The organism is Halodesulfovibrio oceani subsp. galateae, assembly GCF_055397225.1.
Genome location: NZ_AP042453.1, coordinates 2,549,943 through 2,565,380 on the forward strand (window position 1 = coordinate 2,549,943; position 15,438 = coordinate 2,565,380).

A 15,438-nucleotide genomic window follows, 5' to 3' on the forward strand; every position below is an offset into this window, starting at 1 on the left:
CCCTTGCGGGGATGCAAGGGGCAGAGCCCTTGCCCCTCGGAGAGTCGCCGAAGGCAAACAGTAGCTATCGAACTAACGATGCGTTTCACATCTAAAAAATTTCAGAGAAATCATAATGACCACTACTGCTTCAACTGTGTACGCCCTGTGCGAAGAGGTTGTCCAGTCAGGAAAAGGCGTCAGCCGCACTGATGCTGAAATGCTGATAAACCTGCCTGAAAGCGCAACGCTTGACCTGCTTGCAGGAGCACAACGCATCCGCTCCACGGTTACTACAAGCGCAGCCTTCACTTGCGGTATTGTAAACGCAAAATCAGGCAAATGCAGCGAGAACTGTTCCTTCTGTGCACAGTCTAAATACCATGACACGGGCGCGCCCATTTATCCACTGATCGACCCGAATGCTTTGCTAACCCGCGCAAAAGAGCTGGAAGCGGGCGGCGCGCATAGATACGGCATTGTAACGAGCGGCATGGCTCTTTCTGACAAAGAGCTTGATACCGTTTGCGAGGCAGCACTCGCCATTACCACTCAGACCAGCATCAAGGTCTGTGGTTCGCTCGGTCAGCTTTCACCGGACATGGCAGAACGGTTGCGTCAGGCTGGATTTTCCAGCTACCACCACAATCTTGAAACTGCACGCTCCCACTTTTCTGCTATTTGCAGCACACACGAATACAACGATGACATTGCATCCGTTCAGAATGCACTTCAAGCCGGTTTCCGTGTCTGCTCCGGCGGCATATTAGGTCTTGGCGAAAACCGCAACCAACGGGTGGAACTTGCCTGCACCCTTCGCGATCTCAATGTACCATCCGTTCCCATGAATTTTCTGACTCCGGTTAAAGGTACACGACTCGAAAACCAACCGCTTCTTGCACCTTCTGAAGCACTGCGCGCCATTGCTGTCTACCGACTTATTCTCCCGACACAAGACATACTCATTGCTGGTGGACGCGAGAACACACTCGGTGAATTTCAACCACTCATCCCCATGGCAGGTGCCAACGGTCTTATGATCGGAAACTACCTGACCACTGGCGGACGCAACATGACAGACGACATCAACATGCTTTCAAGCATGGGCGTATTATAAGGAGCACACATGAGCACTACACAAGAATTACAACATATCGACCGCACAAACGTATGGCACCCGTTCACCCAAATGGCAGAATGGACGCAGCAAGACCAGCTCATTATCGAAAGCGGTAAAGACAACTGGGTTATTGATACAGAAGGTAACCGTTACTTAGACGGTATTTCTTCTTTGTGGACAAACGTACACGGTCACTGTGTGCCGGAGATCGACAAAGCAGTGCAGGAACAGCTTACCAAGATTGCCCACACTACAATGCTCGGCCTTGCCAGCGTTCCCGCAACAGAACTGGCAAAACGTCTCGTTGATATTCTGCCTGAAGGACTCACCCGCGTATTCTACTCTGACAGTGGCTCCACTGCCGTTGAAGTCGCGCTCAAAATCGCGTTCCAGTTCCAGCAGCAAGCAGAAAAAGGCGATCCGAACCGCATCAAATTTATCTCCATGCAAAACGCCTATCACGGTGACACCATTGGATCTGTAGCTGTAGGCGGCATGGATTTATTCCACGCAACCTACAAGCATATGCTTTTCCAAGGTGAAAAAGTAATCACCCCATACTGCTACCGTTGTCCGTTCGGTAAAGAAAAAGACACTTGTGATCGCGAATGCTTCCAGCATGTAGAGGACGTTCTCGAACAGCACGGAAACACTGCCGCAGCATTCGTTATCGAACCACTTGTTCAGGGCGCAGCAGGACAGCTAATGCATCCTACTGGCTACCTCACCCACGTTCGCAATCTCTGCACGCGCCACAACATTATCCTCATTGCAGATGAAGTCGCAGTAGGCTTCGGCAAGACCGGAACCATGTTCGCCTGTGAGCAGGAATCCATCACGCCAGATATCATCTGTCTCGCAAAAGGCATCAGCGCCGGTTACCTGCCATTAGCAGCAACAGTTGCGTCAGAAGATATCTACAACGGCTTCCTCGGCAAGCACGAAGAGTTCAAAACATTCTTCCATGGTCACACATACACAGGCAACCCGCTCGCATGTGCAGCAGCCATAGCAAACCTCGACTATTTCGAAGCCAACAACGTCATGGAAAAGCTTCAGCCTAAAATTGCCCATCTGCAAAACAGGCTCGCAGCCATGCTCGAATTCGACCATGTCGGTGAAATCCGCAATCGCGGGATCATGACCGGCATCGAGCTAGTGCAAGACAAAGCCACAAAGACCTCGTTCAAAACAGCAGATAAAGTTGCGCACAAAGTCTGCATGGAAGCACGCAAGCATGGTGTCATCATCCGAAACCTTGGGGACGTCATTGTACTCATGCCGCCGCTCAGCATTACGCTCGATGAAATCGACCTGCTTTGCAATGCAACAGCCGAGGCAATCAAGACTGTGACAGAGTAAGGATATTTTTTGTACTTCGGTGGTATTTTTAATGCCTCCGGCGGCTTAAGAACCCTTTTAAAAAAGGGCTTCTTAAGAATCTCCTAAAATTTTTATTAGCGAGTTCAGCCCGTTTTTTATCACGTTGGAAAGCTTAGTAAGAGCTACCAATATTGGGCATTCTAGCGTGGTGGTATTCAGTTAGTCACAAAAACTCGCGCGTCGGCGGAATAAACTGACTCTCTGACAACGATCCTTTCAAAGTTTTTTATTATTACTGAGTAATGCGTTGAGTATTCATAAGCCTAATAAACTATGTGTATCCGCACAAAAAAGTCAGCCCTAATCGCGGTCAAGGGGGCGTCCCCCTTGCGGGTGGAGGGCAGAGCCCTTCCCCGTCGGAGACTCGCCGAAGGCCTAAAAGATACAAAATATGCCCATAATCACAGGTACATTTACATTCCCTGCTGACGAACCAGCGCTGGCTGATCATTTTCCAGACAGCCCTGTGATTCCGGGAACGCTTATCATCCATAGCTTTGTAAGCGTAATTCGCGAGCGTATGCCGGATGCTGTTTTGAGCGTGAGTAAGTTTCGCTTCAGGCTGTTTGTTACACCTGATGCGTATGCGTATTCCATTGAACCAAAACCTTTTGGTTTTGCGTGTACGTTGATGAAGGATGGAAAGAAGGCTGTGACGGGACGAATACTAGCACAAAGGGATGGAGAAAAAGATGCATAGCATTCCAATGCAGCTTGCGGGAGACCATGCGTGTGTCCTTGGCGCGTCGTCAGACTTGGGAATGGCGGTTGCAAAAATACTATCCGATGCGGGTATTAGGCTTACCCTTTCTGCATGTTCAGAAAATGGAATCAACCGTATTACATCAGCCTTTCCTACTGCAACGATACTTGAACTCAATTTGGAAAAGGTTGCCCGAAGCGCTATTAGGGGCACAGGGTCGTCTGTCGACGCTGCGCTTAGTAACATCGATTCACCCGACTATCTTGTGGACTGCATGCAGAGTGATTTTGAGGCATTTATTGCAGGCGCTGAACCTGCTGACATTGCTCAGTACATGGAAACCAACATTACGGGCAGGGCTATCTGCCTTCGACATATTTCAAGAATGATGCTGGCAAACAGATTTGGTCGCTGTGTGTTTATTTCCTCAACCGCTGCCGCACTTCCGAATTCAGGACAGGGATTTTACGCAGCATCTAAGCTGGCGGGCGAGGCACTGTATCAGAACCTTGGCGTTGAACTTGGCGGGCGCGGTGTGACGAGCTGCTCGTTGCGACTTGGATATGTGCAGAGTGGCAGGGGTAGCACATTTATCGAAAGCAACCCACAGGCTATAACACGCAGTCCTGCAAAGCGTGCTGTTTCTCCAGACGAAGTCGCTCAGACTGTAGCGTTTTTACTTAGCGATGATGCTCGTATGATTAACGGCACTTCTATTACAATGGATGGCGGCTTGACCGCTTGTAAATAAGGATTTTGAGATGTCCATTTTTGATCAGGTACAGACAGTTATTACAGAGGTTCTCGAAGTAGAGCCGGAAGAAGTAAATTTTAAAACCTATGTTCTGCGTGACCTTCCAACAGAATCCATTGATCTGATGGAATACGGTGTAGGACTGACAAAAGAATGCGACATTTCTGTTCAAGATGAGATTGTGTTCTTGAAATCATTCCGGATGCACATTGCAGAAGCGAATGACAAAGGGCTTGCATCTGCAACACACCTTGTAAGCATCTACCCGCATCTGACACCTGCTCGTGTTGAAGAAATGTTGCACACAATTAACGAAGGGCCTGTTCTTCAAGTACGCGATATTGTTGCGTACGTTGAACATGCCAAACGTGCATAAGGAGCCGGCATGCGTAATCGAGTCGTCATAACAGGCGCAGGGTATGTTACATCGCTAGGCAGCACTCCTGAAGAGATCACGAGTTCTGTTCGACATAATACGCCAAACTTTCGCTCTTCTCATGAATTTGAGGGGTGCGTTGACTGCCCTATTCCAGACTTCGATCTCGCAGCTGTTACCGGACGTTGGAAAAATAAAAAATATTTATCACGCGGTGCGCAGCTTGCACTTTGTGCGGCCATTCGTGCCGCTGAAGATTGCAGCGCAACTGCCGATCTACTGGAAGATGCCGGTCTCTTTTGCGGAATGGGGCCGAACTTTGATATCAGTTCAGATTTTCCCAATGTAGAAAACGGCAATTTGGACAGCACAGAATTGGCAGCCCTGTGGATGCTTCGCTATCTACCAAACACAGCTGCAAGCGCCATAAGCCAATTCCTACATATACATGGTGAAAATTCAACCATCGGCACTGCATGCTCTGCTTCTACTCAAGCCATTGGTGAAGCCTTTCGTAAAATCAAAGATGGATACCTGACCGTCGCATTTGCAGGCGGTGGTGATTCCCGTATTTCCCACGGCGGGTTGCTCGCTTATAAAAAAGCACAAGCTATCTGGAATAAAGGCGGTGATCCGAGCGAAGCATGTCGCCCGTTCGATACAAAGCGTAGCGGTTTTATTGCTGGTGAAGGCGGAGCAATGTTTGTTCTGGAATCACTGGAACACGCACAGAAACGCGGTGCACACATAATTGCAGAAATCTGTGGATATGGCGCCACGATGGATGCCCACGCCATGACAGCACCGCACCCTGATGCTCTTCATGCTGAAAAGGCAGTACGCTCCGCAATCGCGGAGGCAAAGCTTACGCCTGAGGGTATTGATATTATTTCTGCGCACGGCACCTCTACTCCGCTCAACGATCAGATGGAAGCTGCTATGATCGAACGTATGTTCTATTCAGATAATGGTCATCAGCCACGTGTTACAGCACTTAAATCATGGGTTGGGCACTGCACGGCTGCATCCGGCGCGATTGAACTTGGTATTCTTCTCGCAATGCTTAACAAAGGATTTATTCCTCCTGTACGCAATCTTACAGTACCGTGCTCTGACAAAATCAATTTTGTTACCGACCAAACAGAGCATTCCGATTCAACCATGCCTCCTACTATCCTGCTGGAGAATTTTGGATTTGGCGGTCAAAACAGTGCACTCGTTGTGCGTCTCTGGTCATAAATGCAATACGATAAAACCATTCATTTTGGTGTAGAACGATTCATCCTGCTGGATAGAGTCACACACTATGCTGCCCAAACTCTTACGGCTGAAAAAAACTTTTCAGCCGCTCCAGCATATCTTGCTTTGGAAGCCATGGCACAAACCGGCGGGCTGCATTTTAGAAAATGCATGGAGTTTTCACGCCACGCCTTCTTGCTCTCTGTTCAGCAATCTCCCTTGCTACCTGTGGAAACATTTTCTGGCTGCGGCACAACAACCGTCGTACAAACAGCCATGACTGATTCTACAGCGGCCTACGATATTTCTTTTACCTGCGGAGAAATGAAGCTTGAAGGCTCATTTCTCTTTGGGAGTACTGAATTTGGTACACAGTTCGCGAAAGACTCCCTTACAACCCATTACAGAGAGTTATTTCAATGGTTAAAGAACGCTTAAAACGTTCCATCGCGGTTCAAAAAAGTTCCGGATTACACCGAAATCCCATAACAATAGAAAAACAGATTGGCAGCCGTGTTCTTGTTGATGGCAAAAAACTCATCAACTTTGCATCCAACGACTACCTGGGGCTATCACAAGATACCAGCTGGCAGAAAACACTTGGTGAATGCTTTGCAACGCACTCTCCATCCGGCACTTCATCGCGGCTGGTCACAGGGCATAGTAGATTCACTGAAGATGTTGAACGTCAATTTGCAGAATTTTTTGGATACGACGAAGCCATCTTTCTTCCGAGTGGCTATCAAACAAACCTTGCTGTCGTATGGGGACTCTGCACACCTTCTGAGACCTTATTCTACGACAAACGAATCCACGCCAGCATGGCGCAGGGGCTTGCGCAGACAGGGAGCGTGCTGAAAGGATTTGCTCATAGCGACCTTGCACAACTTGATAGAAAGCTGACTGCTGCTCACGCAGAGAACCCTGTTGTACTCACAGAATCTCTCTTCAGCATGGATGGGGATTTATTAAAAACAGATGAGTTTGCTGCATTACGCACAAAACATAATTTCTTCGGTGTGGTGGACGAGGCACATTCTTTCGGAGCGCTAGGAACAAACGGCACGGGAATCAGTCACGGCTGTACCGATATTGCAGTAGGAACCTTCGGCAAGGCGCTCGGAATGTTCGGCGCGTTTATATTGATGCCTGAAGGATTTAAAGAATTTTTCCATAACTTCTCATCGCCTGTAATCTATTCTACAGCGATGCCGGAAGCACACGCAGCCGCAGCTGCTGCGTTACTCAAAAAACTACCCACAAGAGAACCGGAACGCGAACACCTGGCATTAGTCAGTGCGTTTCTCCGTTCAGAATTGCAGGATGCAGGATTCACCATTCAAGGTGATGCGCATATAGTTTCTATTGAGATTGGTGATGAAGCGAAAGCCGCAGAAATTGCGGAAAAAATGCGGGAAGATGGTGTGCTTGCTTTTGCATCGCGTTATCCGACCGTACCAATGAACAAAGCTGTCATACGAGTGAGCATGACAGCCTTGCACAGTACTGCGGACGTACACACATTCGTCAGCAGTATCAGGGGGTGGTATGACAGAACCTAATCCGTCATTTTTCGTCGTCGGTACAGATACCGATGTGGGTAAGACAGTTGCTTCCCTGATGCTTATGCGGTTTCTGATAAGGACGGGGCACACGCCTTACTATTGGAAACCAGTGCAAACAGGCTGCCTGACCCCGAACGATGCAGGCGCGGACGCGAGCTTCGTTCTTAAATATTGTCCGGAAATACATCAGACCGCTGCTGATGCTACCGGAGTCTGCTTTAACGCTCCCAAGGCTCCATTCTACGCTGCCCGTGATGAACAGAGCAGCGTAGAAGTGGAAGACCTTCTACACAAACTGGCATATTTGCGTAAAAATAATACCCTGGTGGTCGAAGCGGCTGGAGGACTTCTTGTGCCGTTCAGCCGCACACACATGTTGGCGGACATGGTGCAAATGGCTGTCGAGCAGTTCGGTATCAAGCCAATACTCGTAGCACGAGCCGGACTTGGTACAATCAACCACACGCTTCTTTCCATTGAGGCGTTGCATCACCGAGGCGTTCAACCGGCAGGGATAGTGTTTGTGAATAACAAGGAACACCGTACACCACAGGCGATGCTGCAGGAAAACATGGAAGCAATCTCCACATTTTCGAACTATTCTGTATGCGGTTGTATTCCGCATATTGAAGACTTTTCAAACCCTCCGGAAGAGGCAATCAATCTCTTCGAAAGGATCGCTGGCTAGGTTTACCGAATGAAGCACGGCAAACCTGCCAACAATGTCGTACCTTCGTTACTCCGTGAGTGTCTTACCTATCGCCGTTCATAATATATATGAACAACACACTGACGGAGTAACTTCTTGAGCAAAAACTATTCGCCGAATTCGCTGAGCAATGCATCCGCTTCAGGGTACATGTTCAACATATCGTTCAGCGTTTCGCGACGACGGATAATACGTGCTTCACCGTTTGCCTGAATAAGAACTTCTGCAGGACGCGGGCGCTGGTTGTACGGAGATGCCATAACATAGCCGTATGCACCTGCGTCGAGCATTGCGACAACGTCGCCTTCTGCAATTTCAGGAAGCTGACGATCTTTCGCCATAATATCACCGGATTCGCAAATGTTACCTACAATGGACTGCTCCATTGTTTCGGTTACTTCGCTACCACCGTCGCGGTAAATTTCAACATCATGGAATGAATCGTACATAGCTGGGCGCAGAAGCTGGTTAAAACCAAGATCAGTACCAGCGAAGCGTTTTTCACCGTTGTTCTTTACGCTGTAACAAGTGCCGAGCAAAACGCCGCACTCTGCTGCAATGTAACGACCCGGCTCACACATAAAGCGACCTGTGTAGCCTGTGTCTTCAACAAATTTTGTAATGGTGGCATTAAATGCTTCACCAAGTTTGGCAAGATCAAGACGCTCTTCGCCTTCATATTTGTGATACGGGATACCGAAGCCGCCACCAAAATCGATGATCTCGAGCGCGTTGTCTTCAGTGATCCACTCTTTAGCAATAGAAAGTAATACGTTCATTGCTTCAAGGTATCCATCAGGTTCCATGAAAAGAGAACCGATGTGCATGTTCACACCACACAATGTGAGGTTGTGACGTGCCAAGGTCGCGCGAACGGTATCTGCTTCTGCAGGATCAACACCGAACTTGGTCTGTTTGCCGCCAGTAATAACCTTAGCGTGGTGACCGGCACCAATACCCGGGTTGAAGCGAATAACAACCTTGCCGCCAGGATTCAGCTGCCCATACAGATCCAATTGGGAGAGAGAATCTACACTCACATATACGCCTCTATCGATGGCGTACTGGAGCTCTTCAGCAGAGACGTTATTGGAAATGAACAGGATCTGTTCCGGCTTAAATCCGGCGGCAAGGTTCATGACAATTTCGCCCGGGGACATAGCGTCCACAACCATTCCTTCCTCTTGGACTACCTTGAGGAGGTGAATATTCGTATTCGCTTTCGCAGAATAGTTTGGTGTAAAGGCTGGATTGTCAGAAAGCGCCTGAACTTCACGGCAACGTGTACGTAACACGTTCTCGTTGTATACATACAGCGGGCTGCCGAATGTTTTAACAAGTTCCATTGGAGTGGTATTACCGTAAAAGTTTACACTGTCAGTGTAGCTGGAGCGTACATTGCTCATGCCGAAATCTCCTGATTATATTCCGCGTATTTTAATGAGCTCAATCTCGTTCAAGAGAGCTTCGCGCATTAACGATACGAGGTGCTTGTTTTTTGAATAGAGACACTGCCCTCTGCTTACTTCGAGCGTGCCCACTATAACTTCGCTGGTATCAGCGATAATACGCACATTCTCTGCCGGTGCTTCGTTATGCATAAACACAACGCCGGAGAGGTGCGGGTCCTCATCAGATAAAATTACAACTTTCAATCCGCGCTTGATACAGTTCTCCAAGTCGGACGTAAGCAATTTTACTGTTGAAGCTGAAACAGAAAGATACACCCACCCTTTTGCCAGCAGAATCATATTCCGCATCTTATCAAGGGTATTTCCGTAACCGGAAATGGTAAGATATGGTGCTTCTTCTTCTTCCTGTTCCGGTAAATTTTCTTCTAGGAACCCTAATGTCGACTCACAAGAGCGACGCAGGTTCAAAATAAGTTCTTCACGCGGGATTGCAGTGTATTTGCTGGAATCCTCAGAAGAAACAATAGCCCCGCCTTTTTCAACAAGGCTGGACAACGCAGCGTATGCATTGGAGCGGGAAATACCGGAAACCTTTGCGGCTTCGTACCCTGTCATGGCACCCATTTTACAAAGAGTTACGTACATCAGTGACTCTTGCTGGGTAAAACCAAATTTCTTCAATGCCTGAATGAGTTCCATCTCTTCTCCTGCGTAGTTCTTACAAGTACTACTATTTCAGATTTCGATACCGGTCAAGTATTCGAGAGTATTTTTTTAACTTATTTATGATACTGACCACACCTTTATTCAAAGTGTTCTGCAATTCCGTTTAGTGAAAGCATAAACGATTATCAAGACTTGTTACTTCCAGTAATCCTGTTCCATATGAAAGGGAACAACAATGCGATGCGTTGTCATAAATCTACTTTCTGGCTCCGTATTCCATGCATTGAAATATGTCCATGAGCAAAATATCATTCCCTTACACATCATGCTGTCCTTTAAATAAGAATTGACTTTCAAAGAGTGAACAGCCATCCTATCATACCACATTTTTAACAAGGAGACCTCCATGGCACAGGTCAAAGACGGCGATTCAGTAAAAGTTCACTACACTGGTACTCTTGAAGACGGCACTGTTTTCGATTCCTCTCGCGAGCGCGAACCTCTTGAATTTACTCTTGGTTCAGATATGCTTATCGCTGGTTTCGAAAAAGCTGTTGTAGGTATGGGTGTTGGTGACGCTACTAAAGTTACTATTCCTGCAGACGAAGCTTATGGTCAGCGCAATGACGAAATGGTTATTGACGTTGCCAAAGATCAAGTGCCTGAACACATCACTCCGGAAATCGGCATGCTCTTGCAGCTCGAATCCGAAGGTGGAGTAATGGAAGTAGTTATTACTGCTGTGAAAGAAGATGGCATTACCCTTGATGCTAACCACCCGCTCGCTGGTAAAGACCTTACCTTCGAAATCGAACTCGTTGAAATCGTTTAATCTGATTTCATTCGAATAAAAAAAAGCCCGCGTTATTGTAACGTGGGCTTTTTTGGTGCGTACTGTAATCAGCCACGCCAAAATGTTCTTACAAGTTGTTGCTCTCACTGCATTACAAAGAACATAAAAAAGCCCCGCTCGACCTAAGTCGAACGGGGTTCTTATTATTCTATGAGATGCGTTTTACAGCAGCTTACCAATCTGAACTACAGATACAGCCACTGCGTATGCAAGTCCGGTGTTGAATACTACAGAGAAGATTGCCCATTTCCATGAGTTTGCTTCCTGCTTAATTGCAACAACTGTTACAAAACACGGTGCGTAAAGAAGAACAAAGAGGAGGAAAGCGATCGCAGTGCTAGGAGTCCAGTTAGGATCCTGTGCAATACGTTCCGCAAGCGGTGCTGCATCTTCCGGATCAACATCACCGAGAGAGTAAGCAGTACCAAGGGTAGATACGATAACTTCTTTCGCTGCGAAACCACCTACGAGCGCAATGTTTGTACGCCAGTCAAAGCCAGCCGGACTCATTACAGGTTCCAGTGCAACACCGATTGTACCTGCGTAAGAGTTTTTAAGAGTTGCTTCAGCTTCTGCGTTTTCAACAATCTGAAGTTTTTCTTCAAGCTCTGCAACTGGTGAACCTGTAGCGGTAGCAGAATCAATCTGTTCCTGAACAACCGTCTTCTGTGCATCAAATGCTGCAACTTGTTCTGCCGGGAGGTTCGGGAAAGTCATTGCTGCCCAGATAAGAATGGAGATGGCAAGAATCACGGTACCGGCTTTCTTAATGTACTGCCATGTACGTTCCCAAGTGTGGATGAAAAGGCCACGCATAGTTGGGAAGCGGTACGGAGGAAGTTCCATTACGAACGGAGTAGATTCGCCTTTAATAACGGTATGGCGGAGAATTTTTGAAACAATCAAGGCACAAGCCCATGCTGCCATGGTGAGCAGGAACATGACCATAGCCTGATTTTCTTCAAAAAATACGCCTACAAAGAGAAGGAATACTGGAAGCTTAGCACCACAAGCCATGAAAGGCGCAGTGATAAGCGTAGCAAGCTTCTCTTTAGGACTACGCAAAGTACGCGCTGCCATTACACCCGGAACAGCACAACCACCTGCGATACCACCGGATACGATGAAAGGCATTACGGAACAACCGTGCAAACCGAAGAAACGGAAGACGCGGTCGAGCATGTACGCAACACGCGCCATGTAGCCGGAGTCTTCAAGAATTGCGATTTGAAGGAACATAAACATAATAAGCGGAACAAAGCCCATTACGCCGCCAACACCATCAATAATTCCGGAAATAACCAAAGACTTGAGTAAGCCTTCGGACATGTTTGCTTCTGCAACTTCGCCAAGCCAACCAAAGATACTTTCAAACCAACCAACCGGCGTTTCACTGAAAGTAAATGTAACCTGATAGATCAAGTACATGATACTGAACATGATGAGTGGTCCGAGGAAGCGGTGTGTAATAACGCTGTCAATTTTGTCTGAGAGAACAACGCGATCTGCAGCTGAATCAAGACGAGTCACAACACCCTGACGAATAAGGGAGGTAATGTAGCCGTAGCGGTAATCCGCAATAACAGCTTCAGGGTATGTTGCGAGAGTGCTTTCCAGATGTTTTGCTACGCTTTTAACTATCTGTTCAAGTTCTGCAGAGACAGCGCTGGTTTCACGACCAAGCTGAATAATTTCTTCATCACTTTCAAGATATTTAATAGCTGTCCAACGGGATGGGTAACGGTCAGTAAGAACGCTGTTCTTTTCAATAAGAGCAACCAACTTATCTAAAGCAGGATCAAGGTCTGGACCGTAGGAGATTAAAAGAGGCTCCCACTTCTTACCCTGATTCTCAGCCGCGCATTTAATGGTGGCATCCAGCAAACTCGGAATACCATCACCGGTACGTGCAACAGTTTCAACAACCGGCACGTTCAGCAGATCAGAAAGTTTATCGATATCAATCTTCATACCTTGCTTGTTTGCTTCATCCATCATGTTCAGAGCAAGAACAAGCGGAGCACCCATTTCCATTAACTGGATTGCAAGGTAAAGGTTACGCTCAAGAGCGCCAGCGTTGAGAACATCAATAACAACATCCGGACGCTGATCAGCAACAACGTTTCGCGCTACAATTTCTTCCATTGTGTACGCAGTAAGGGAGTAAGTTCCCGGAAGGTCGATAAGATGAATTTTGCTATCACCAACAGTGGTAAAGCCTTCTTTCTTATCAACGGTAATTCCCGGATAGTTACCTACATGCTGACGTGCACCAGTAATAGCGTTAAACGCTGTCGTCTTGCCGGAGTTAGGGTTACCGGCAAGAGCAACTTTAATCTCTTTAGACATGAAACATTCCTCGTATACAGAAATTTTTTGTGGCAGTTTTTTTTGCTTAGACGCGTTCTACAGCGATGTAGTCAGCTTCATTATTACGCAGGGAAAGTGTAAAGCCAGTAAGACGCAGCGCAACTGGATCTTTCAATGGTGCACGCCCCACAACTTCAAGCTCAGCTCCGGGAACAAGTCCCATATCACGAATTCGACGACCGAGCTCTCCGATTGCAGTAATTGCAACCACTTTAGCCTTTTCCCCTACTTTTAATTCCCGCATAGGCATTGCATTCGACATTCTGACCACCCTTTATGAAATTGAAAATCTCTATCAATTGGATCTGGTAAAAAAAGTGTGCCGTGTTCGCACACTATCAGATCCACAGTACTATTGCTCTTTGTGTGAAGAGCAACCGCAGCTAGATTTTGTATCTTTCGAAATAGAACCGTTTGATGAACTGCATCCCCCGCAGTCGCTTCCGCAACCACAGCCGCCAGATGCACCTTTCTTCATAAAACGGCGAACAAGATAACCAGCTGCAACAGCGATAATCGCTGCAACAATAATAGCATCCATCATAGGACACCTCCGATTATTCATCGACTAACAACGCTTGTTGCTTTTGCAAAAACACCTCAAGGGCGTTTTGCGCAGCAACAACAAGAGGGACTCTCTTGCGTTTGCTTATCTAATATAAACTCACAGAACTGCTATAGTGTGCCCACAGTCTGCGTACGTTCTTGAATCTGTTCGTTCTCTAAAGGTTCACATTCCAAATTACATGCAATATCATCACCCAAAGTGAGCAGACAATCCTTTACTCTAAAGCTGCACGGTGCACATACTTCAACCACCGTGCCCGGAGTTAAACCCAGCGCGCAGAGTCTACCTCTCAGCTTCGGCTCAGAGCAAAAACCTTTAATTCGGGCTTTGCAACCAGCAGGTAAAGAATTCAATTTATGCTTGCGTTTACAACATGGCATATGTGACCCCTCCAAAACGTATGTCTAGTGAGTATGCAAATTGAAAATGATTGTCAAGGACATTGAGAATGTAATTGAAAATTATTTTCAACTGAGCCAGACAATCATCCCGATTAAAAGGTTAATCATTCCAAACAAAGGATCATCAACTGCTAAGTGTAATAGATAAAGACTCCTTGCCCCAGCCTGTTTCAAACCGTATTCTAGGATGCAGCGTACCAGTTGATTTTTCGCCAAACTGTGAGACAACTCACAATTTTTGCTAAAATCACAATAGGTAGAAACTATAAATAATACTCGAACTCATCGAGTCAATGTACGTGCCCCTTTTCAAGTAACTTTACCACAGGACTTAATATGCCCCCGTTGCTTACTGTTCAAGGTTTAACAACTATTTTTGACACAACAACACATGGCAAGCTTACCGCTGTAGACAACGTAAGCTTCTCTATTAATGTTGGACAGTCATTAAGTATTGTTGGTGAATCAGGTTGTGGTAAAAGTGTTACGTCGCTTTCCATTATGCGCCTTATCCCGACACCCCCAGGCGAAATAACAAGCGGAAAAGTAATATTTGACGGACAGGACTTGCTTGCCCTTTCAGAAAAGGACATGCGGCGCATTCGCGGTAATTCCATATCTATGATCTTTCAGGAGCCGATGACATCGTTGAATCCTGTTTTCAAAATCGGAGAACAAATCGCAGAAGTTGTACGCCTGCATGATGGACTCGGAAAGAAAGCTGCCCTGAACCGCGCAATCGAACTTCTCCATCAAGTGGGCATCCCTTCTCCTGCCCAACGCGCAAAAGAATTTCCCCACCAGCTCAGCGGCGGGATGCGCCAACGAGTGGTTATCGCCATGGCTCTAGCCTGTTCGCCTCAGCTAATTATAGCAGATGAACCTACAACCGCTCTCGATGTCACCATTCAGGGACAAATTCTAGATCTCATGCACAAGCTTGCAGACGACACTGGAACTGCGTTGCTTCTTATTACTCATGACCTCGGTTTGGTGGCAGAAAACGCTGACGACGTCGTCGTAATGTACAGTGGCCGAGTAGTTGAACAAGCAAGCACTGTAGATCTCTTCAACAAGCCTCTCCACCCATATACTCAAGGGCTCATCCGATCCATCCCGACAATTCCTCAAAAGGGAACTCCAATCCATAGAGGAATGCTAGAAACAATTCCCGGAGTAGTTGCACCACTCTATGCTCAGCCAACAGGCTGCCGTTTTCACGAACGCTGCAAGCACACATTCGAAAAGTGCAGAAAGCAAGAGCCACCGTTACTCAAACCAGAAGGAAAACGAGAAGTCCGCTGCTGGTTATACGAATAAACGTTGCCAAGCTACTAAGC

Annotated in this window: 17 protein-coding genes; 11 read left to right on the top strand and 6 right to left on the bottom strand. The window is 47.1% G+C overall.

Annotated features, from left to right (window positions below; translation table 11 throughout):
- Positions 1-115 precede the first annotated feature (115 nt).
- The 9 genes from bioB (at position 116) to bioD (ending at position 7,807) form a co-directional block, all read left to right on the top strand.
- Entirely contained in the window at positions 116-1,096 is a 981-nt protein-coding gene (gene bioB / locus ACZ5V1_RS11545; RefSeq protein ID WP_464388961.1) for a biotin synthase BioB, read from the top strand.
- A gap of 9 nt (positions 1,097-1,105) precedes the next feature.
- The gene (gene bioA, locus ACZ5V1_RS11550; protein WP_464388962.1) at positions 1,106-2,461 is read left to right on the top strand and encodes an adenosylmethionine--8-amino-7-oxononanoate transaminase; all 1,356 of its coding nucleotides are present in this window, start codon (positions 1,106-1,108) and stop codon (positions 2,459-2,461) included.
- A 412-nt stretch (positions 2,462-2,873) separates the two neighbouring features.
- Positions 2,874-3,182 (top strand): ApeI family dehydratase, encoded by a 309-nt coding sequence (locus tag ACZ5V1_RS11555; RefSeq protein WP_464388963.1) that lies wholly within the window; start codon positions 2,874-2,876, stop codon positions 3,180-3,182.
- Entirely contained in the window at positions 3,175-3,936 is a 762-nt protein-coding gene (locus ACZ5V1_RS11560) for an SDR family NAD(P)-dependent oxidoreductase (RefSeq protein ID WP_464388964.1), read from the top strand. The genes ACZ5V1_RS11555 and ACZ5V1_RS11560 overlap by 8 nt, the downstream gene beginning before the upstream one ends.
- 10 nt (positions 3,937-3,946) lie before the next feature.
- The gene (locus ACZ5V1_RS11565; protein WP_464388965.1) at positions 3,947-4,315 is read left to right on the top strand and encodes an acyl carrier protein; all 369 of its coding nucleotides are present in this window, start codon (positions 3,947-3,949) and stop codon (positions 4,313-4,315) included.
- A gap of 9 nt (positions 4,316-4,324) precedes the next feature.
- Positions 4,325-5,554 carry a beta-ketoacyl-[acyl-carrier-protein] synthase family protein gene (locus ACZ5V1_RS11570; RefSeq protein ID WP_464388966.1) on the top strand — a complete coding sequence of 410 codons (1,230 nt, stop codon included), beginning with the start codon at positions 4,325-4,327 and terminating at the stop codon, positions 5,552-5,554.
- The gene (locus ACZ5V1_RS11575; RefSeq protein WP_464388967.1) at positions 5,555-5,992 is read left to right on the top strand and encodes a hotdog family protein; all 438 of its coding nucleotides are present in this window, start codon (positions 5,555-5,557) and stop codon (positions 5,990-5,992) included. It abuts the gene before it with no gap.
- Positions 5,974-7,116: an aminotransferase class I/II-fold pyridoxal phosphate-dependent enzyme gene (locus tag ACZ5V1_RS11580; protein ID WP_464388968.1), complete on the top strand. Its 1,143-nt coding sequence runs from the start codon at positions 5,974-5,976 to the stop codon at positions 7,114-7,116. The genes ACZ5V1_RS11575 and ACZ5V1_RS11580 overlap by 19 nt, the downstream gene beginning before the upstream one ends.
- A complete protein-coding gene (bioD, locus tag ACZ5V1_RS11585; RefSeq protein ID WP_464388969.1) occupies positions 7,103-7,807 on the top strand; it encodes a dethiobiotin synthase in 705 nt (234 codons plus the stop codon). The genes ACZ5V1_RS11580 and bioD overlap by 14 nt, the downstream gene beginning before the upstream one ends.
- A gap of 128 nt (positions 7,808-7,935) precedes the next feature.
- On the opposite strand, the gene lysA is transcribed toward bioD, so the two are convergent.
- Both lysA and ACZ5V1_RS11595 read right to left on the bottom strand, forming a co-directional pair.
- Complete coding sequence (lysA, locus tag ACZ5V1_RS11590; RefSeq protein WP_464388970.1) at positions 7,936-9,234, bottom strand: diaminopimelate decarboxylase; 1,299 nt, start codon at positions 9,232-9,234, stop codon at positions 7,936-7,938.
- A 15-nt stretch (positions 9,235-9,249) separates the two neighbouring features.
- Positions 9,250-9,939 carry a TrmB family transcriptional regulator gene (locus ACZ5V1_RS11595; protein ID WP_464388971.1) on the bottom strand — a complete coding sequence of 230 codons (690 nt, stop codon included), beginning with the start codon at positions 9,937-9,939 and terminating at the stop codon, positions 9,250-9,252.
- Between the two features lie 373 nt (positions 9,940-10,312).
- On the opposite strand from ACZ5V1_RS11595, the gene ACZ5V1_RS11600 reads away from it, so the two are divergent.
- The gene (locus ACZ5V1_RS11600; RefSeq protein WP_464387241.1) at positions 10,313-10,738 is read left to right on the top strand and encodes an FKBP-type peptidyl-prolyl cis-trans isomerase; all 426 of its coding nucleotides are present in this window, start codon (positions 10,313-10,315) and stop codon (positions 10,736-10,738) included.
- Positions 10,739-10,921: 183 nt separating this feature from the next.
- On the opposite strand, the gene feoB is transcribed toward ACZ5V1_RS11600, so the two are convergent.
- From feoB to ACZ5V1_RS11620, 4 genes are all read right to left on the bottom strand, one after another.
- Positions 10,922-13,108, bottom strand: coding sequence for a ferrous iron transport protein B (feoB, locus tag ACZ5V1_RS11605; RefSeq protein ID WP_464388972.1), 2,187 nt, complete (start codon positions 13,106-13,108; stop codon positions 10,922-10,924).
- 46 nt (positions 13,109-13,154) lie between these two features.
- On the bottom strand, positions 13,155-13,391 hold the full coding sequence (locus tag ACZ5V1_RS11610; RefSeq protein ID WP_160717745.1) for a FeoA family protein: 237 nt from the start codon (positions 13,389-13,391) through the stop codon (positions 13,155-13,157).
- Between the two features lie 90 nt (positions 13,392-13,481).
- The gene (locus ACZ5V1_RS11615; RefSeq protein WP_464388973.1) at positions 13,482-13,673 is read right to left on the bottom strand and encodes a FeoB-associated Cys-rich membrane protein; all 192 of its coding nucleotides are present in this window, start codon (positions 13,671-13,673) and stop codon (positions 13,482-13,484) included.
- A gap of 131 nt (positions 13,674-13,804) precedes the next feature.
- The gene (locus ACZ5V1_RS11620; RefSeq protein ID WP_464388974.1) at positions 13,805-14,077 is read right to left on the bottom strand and encodes a FeoA family protein; all 273 of its coding nucleotides are present in this window, start codon (positions 14,075-14,077) and stop codon (positions 13,805-13,807) included.
- Between the two features lie 357 nt (positions 14,078-14,434).
- On the opposite strand from ACZ5V1_RS11620, the gene ACZ5V1_RS11625 reads away from it, so the two are divergent.
- Complete coding sequence (locus tag ACZ5V1_RS11625) at positions 14,435-15,418, top strand: ABC transporter ATP-binding protein (protein WP_464388975.1); 984 nt, start codon at positions 14,435-14,437, stop codon at positions 15,416-15,418.
- Positions 15,419-15,438 lie beyond the last annotated feature (20 nt).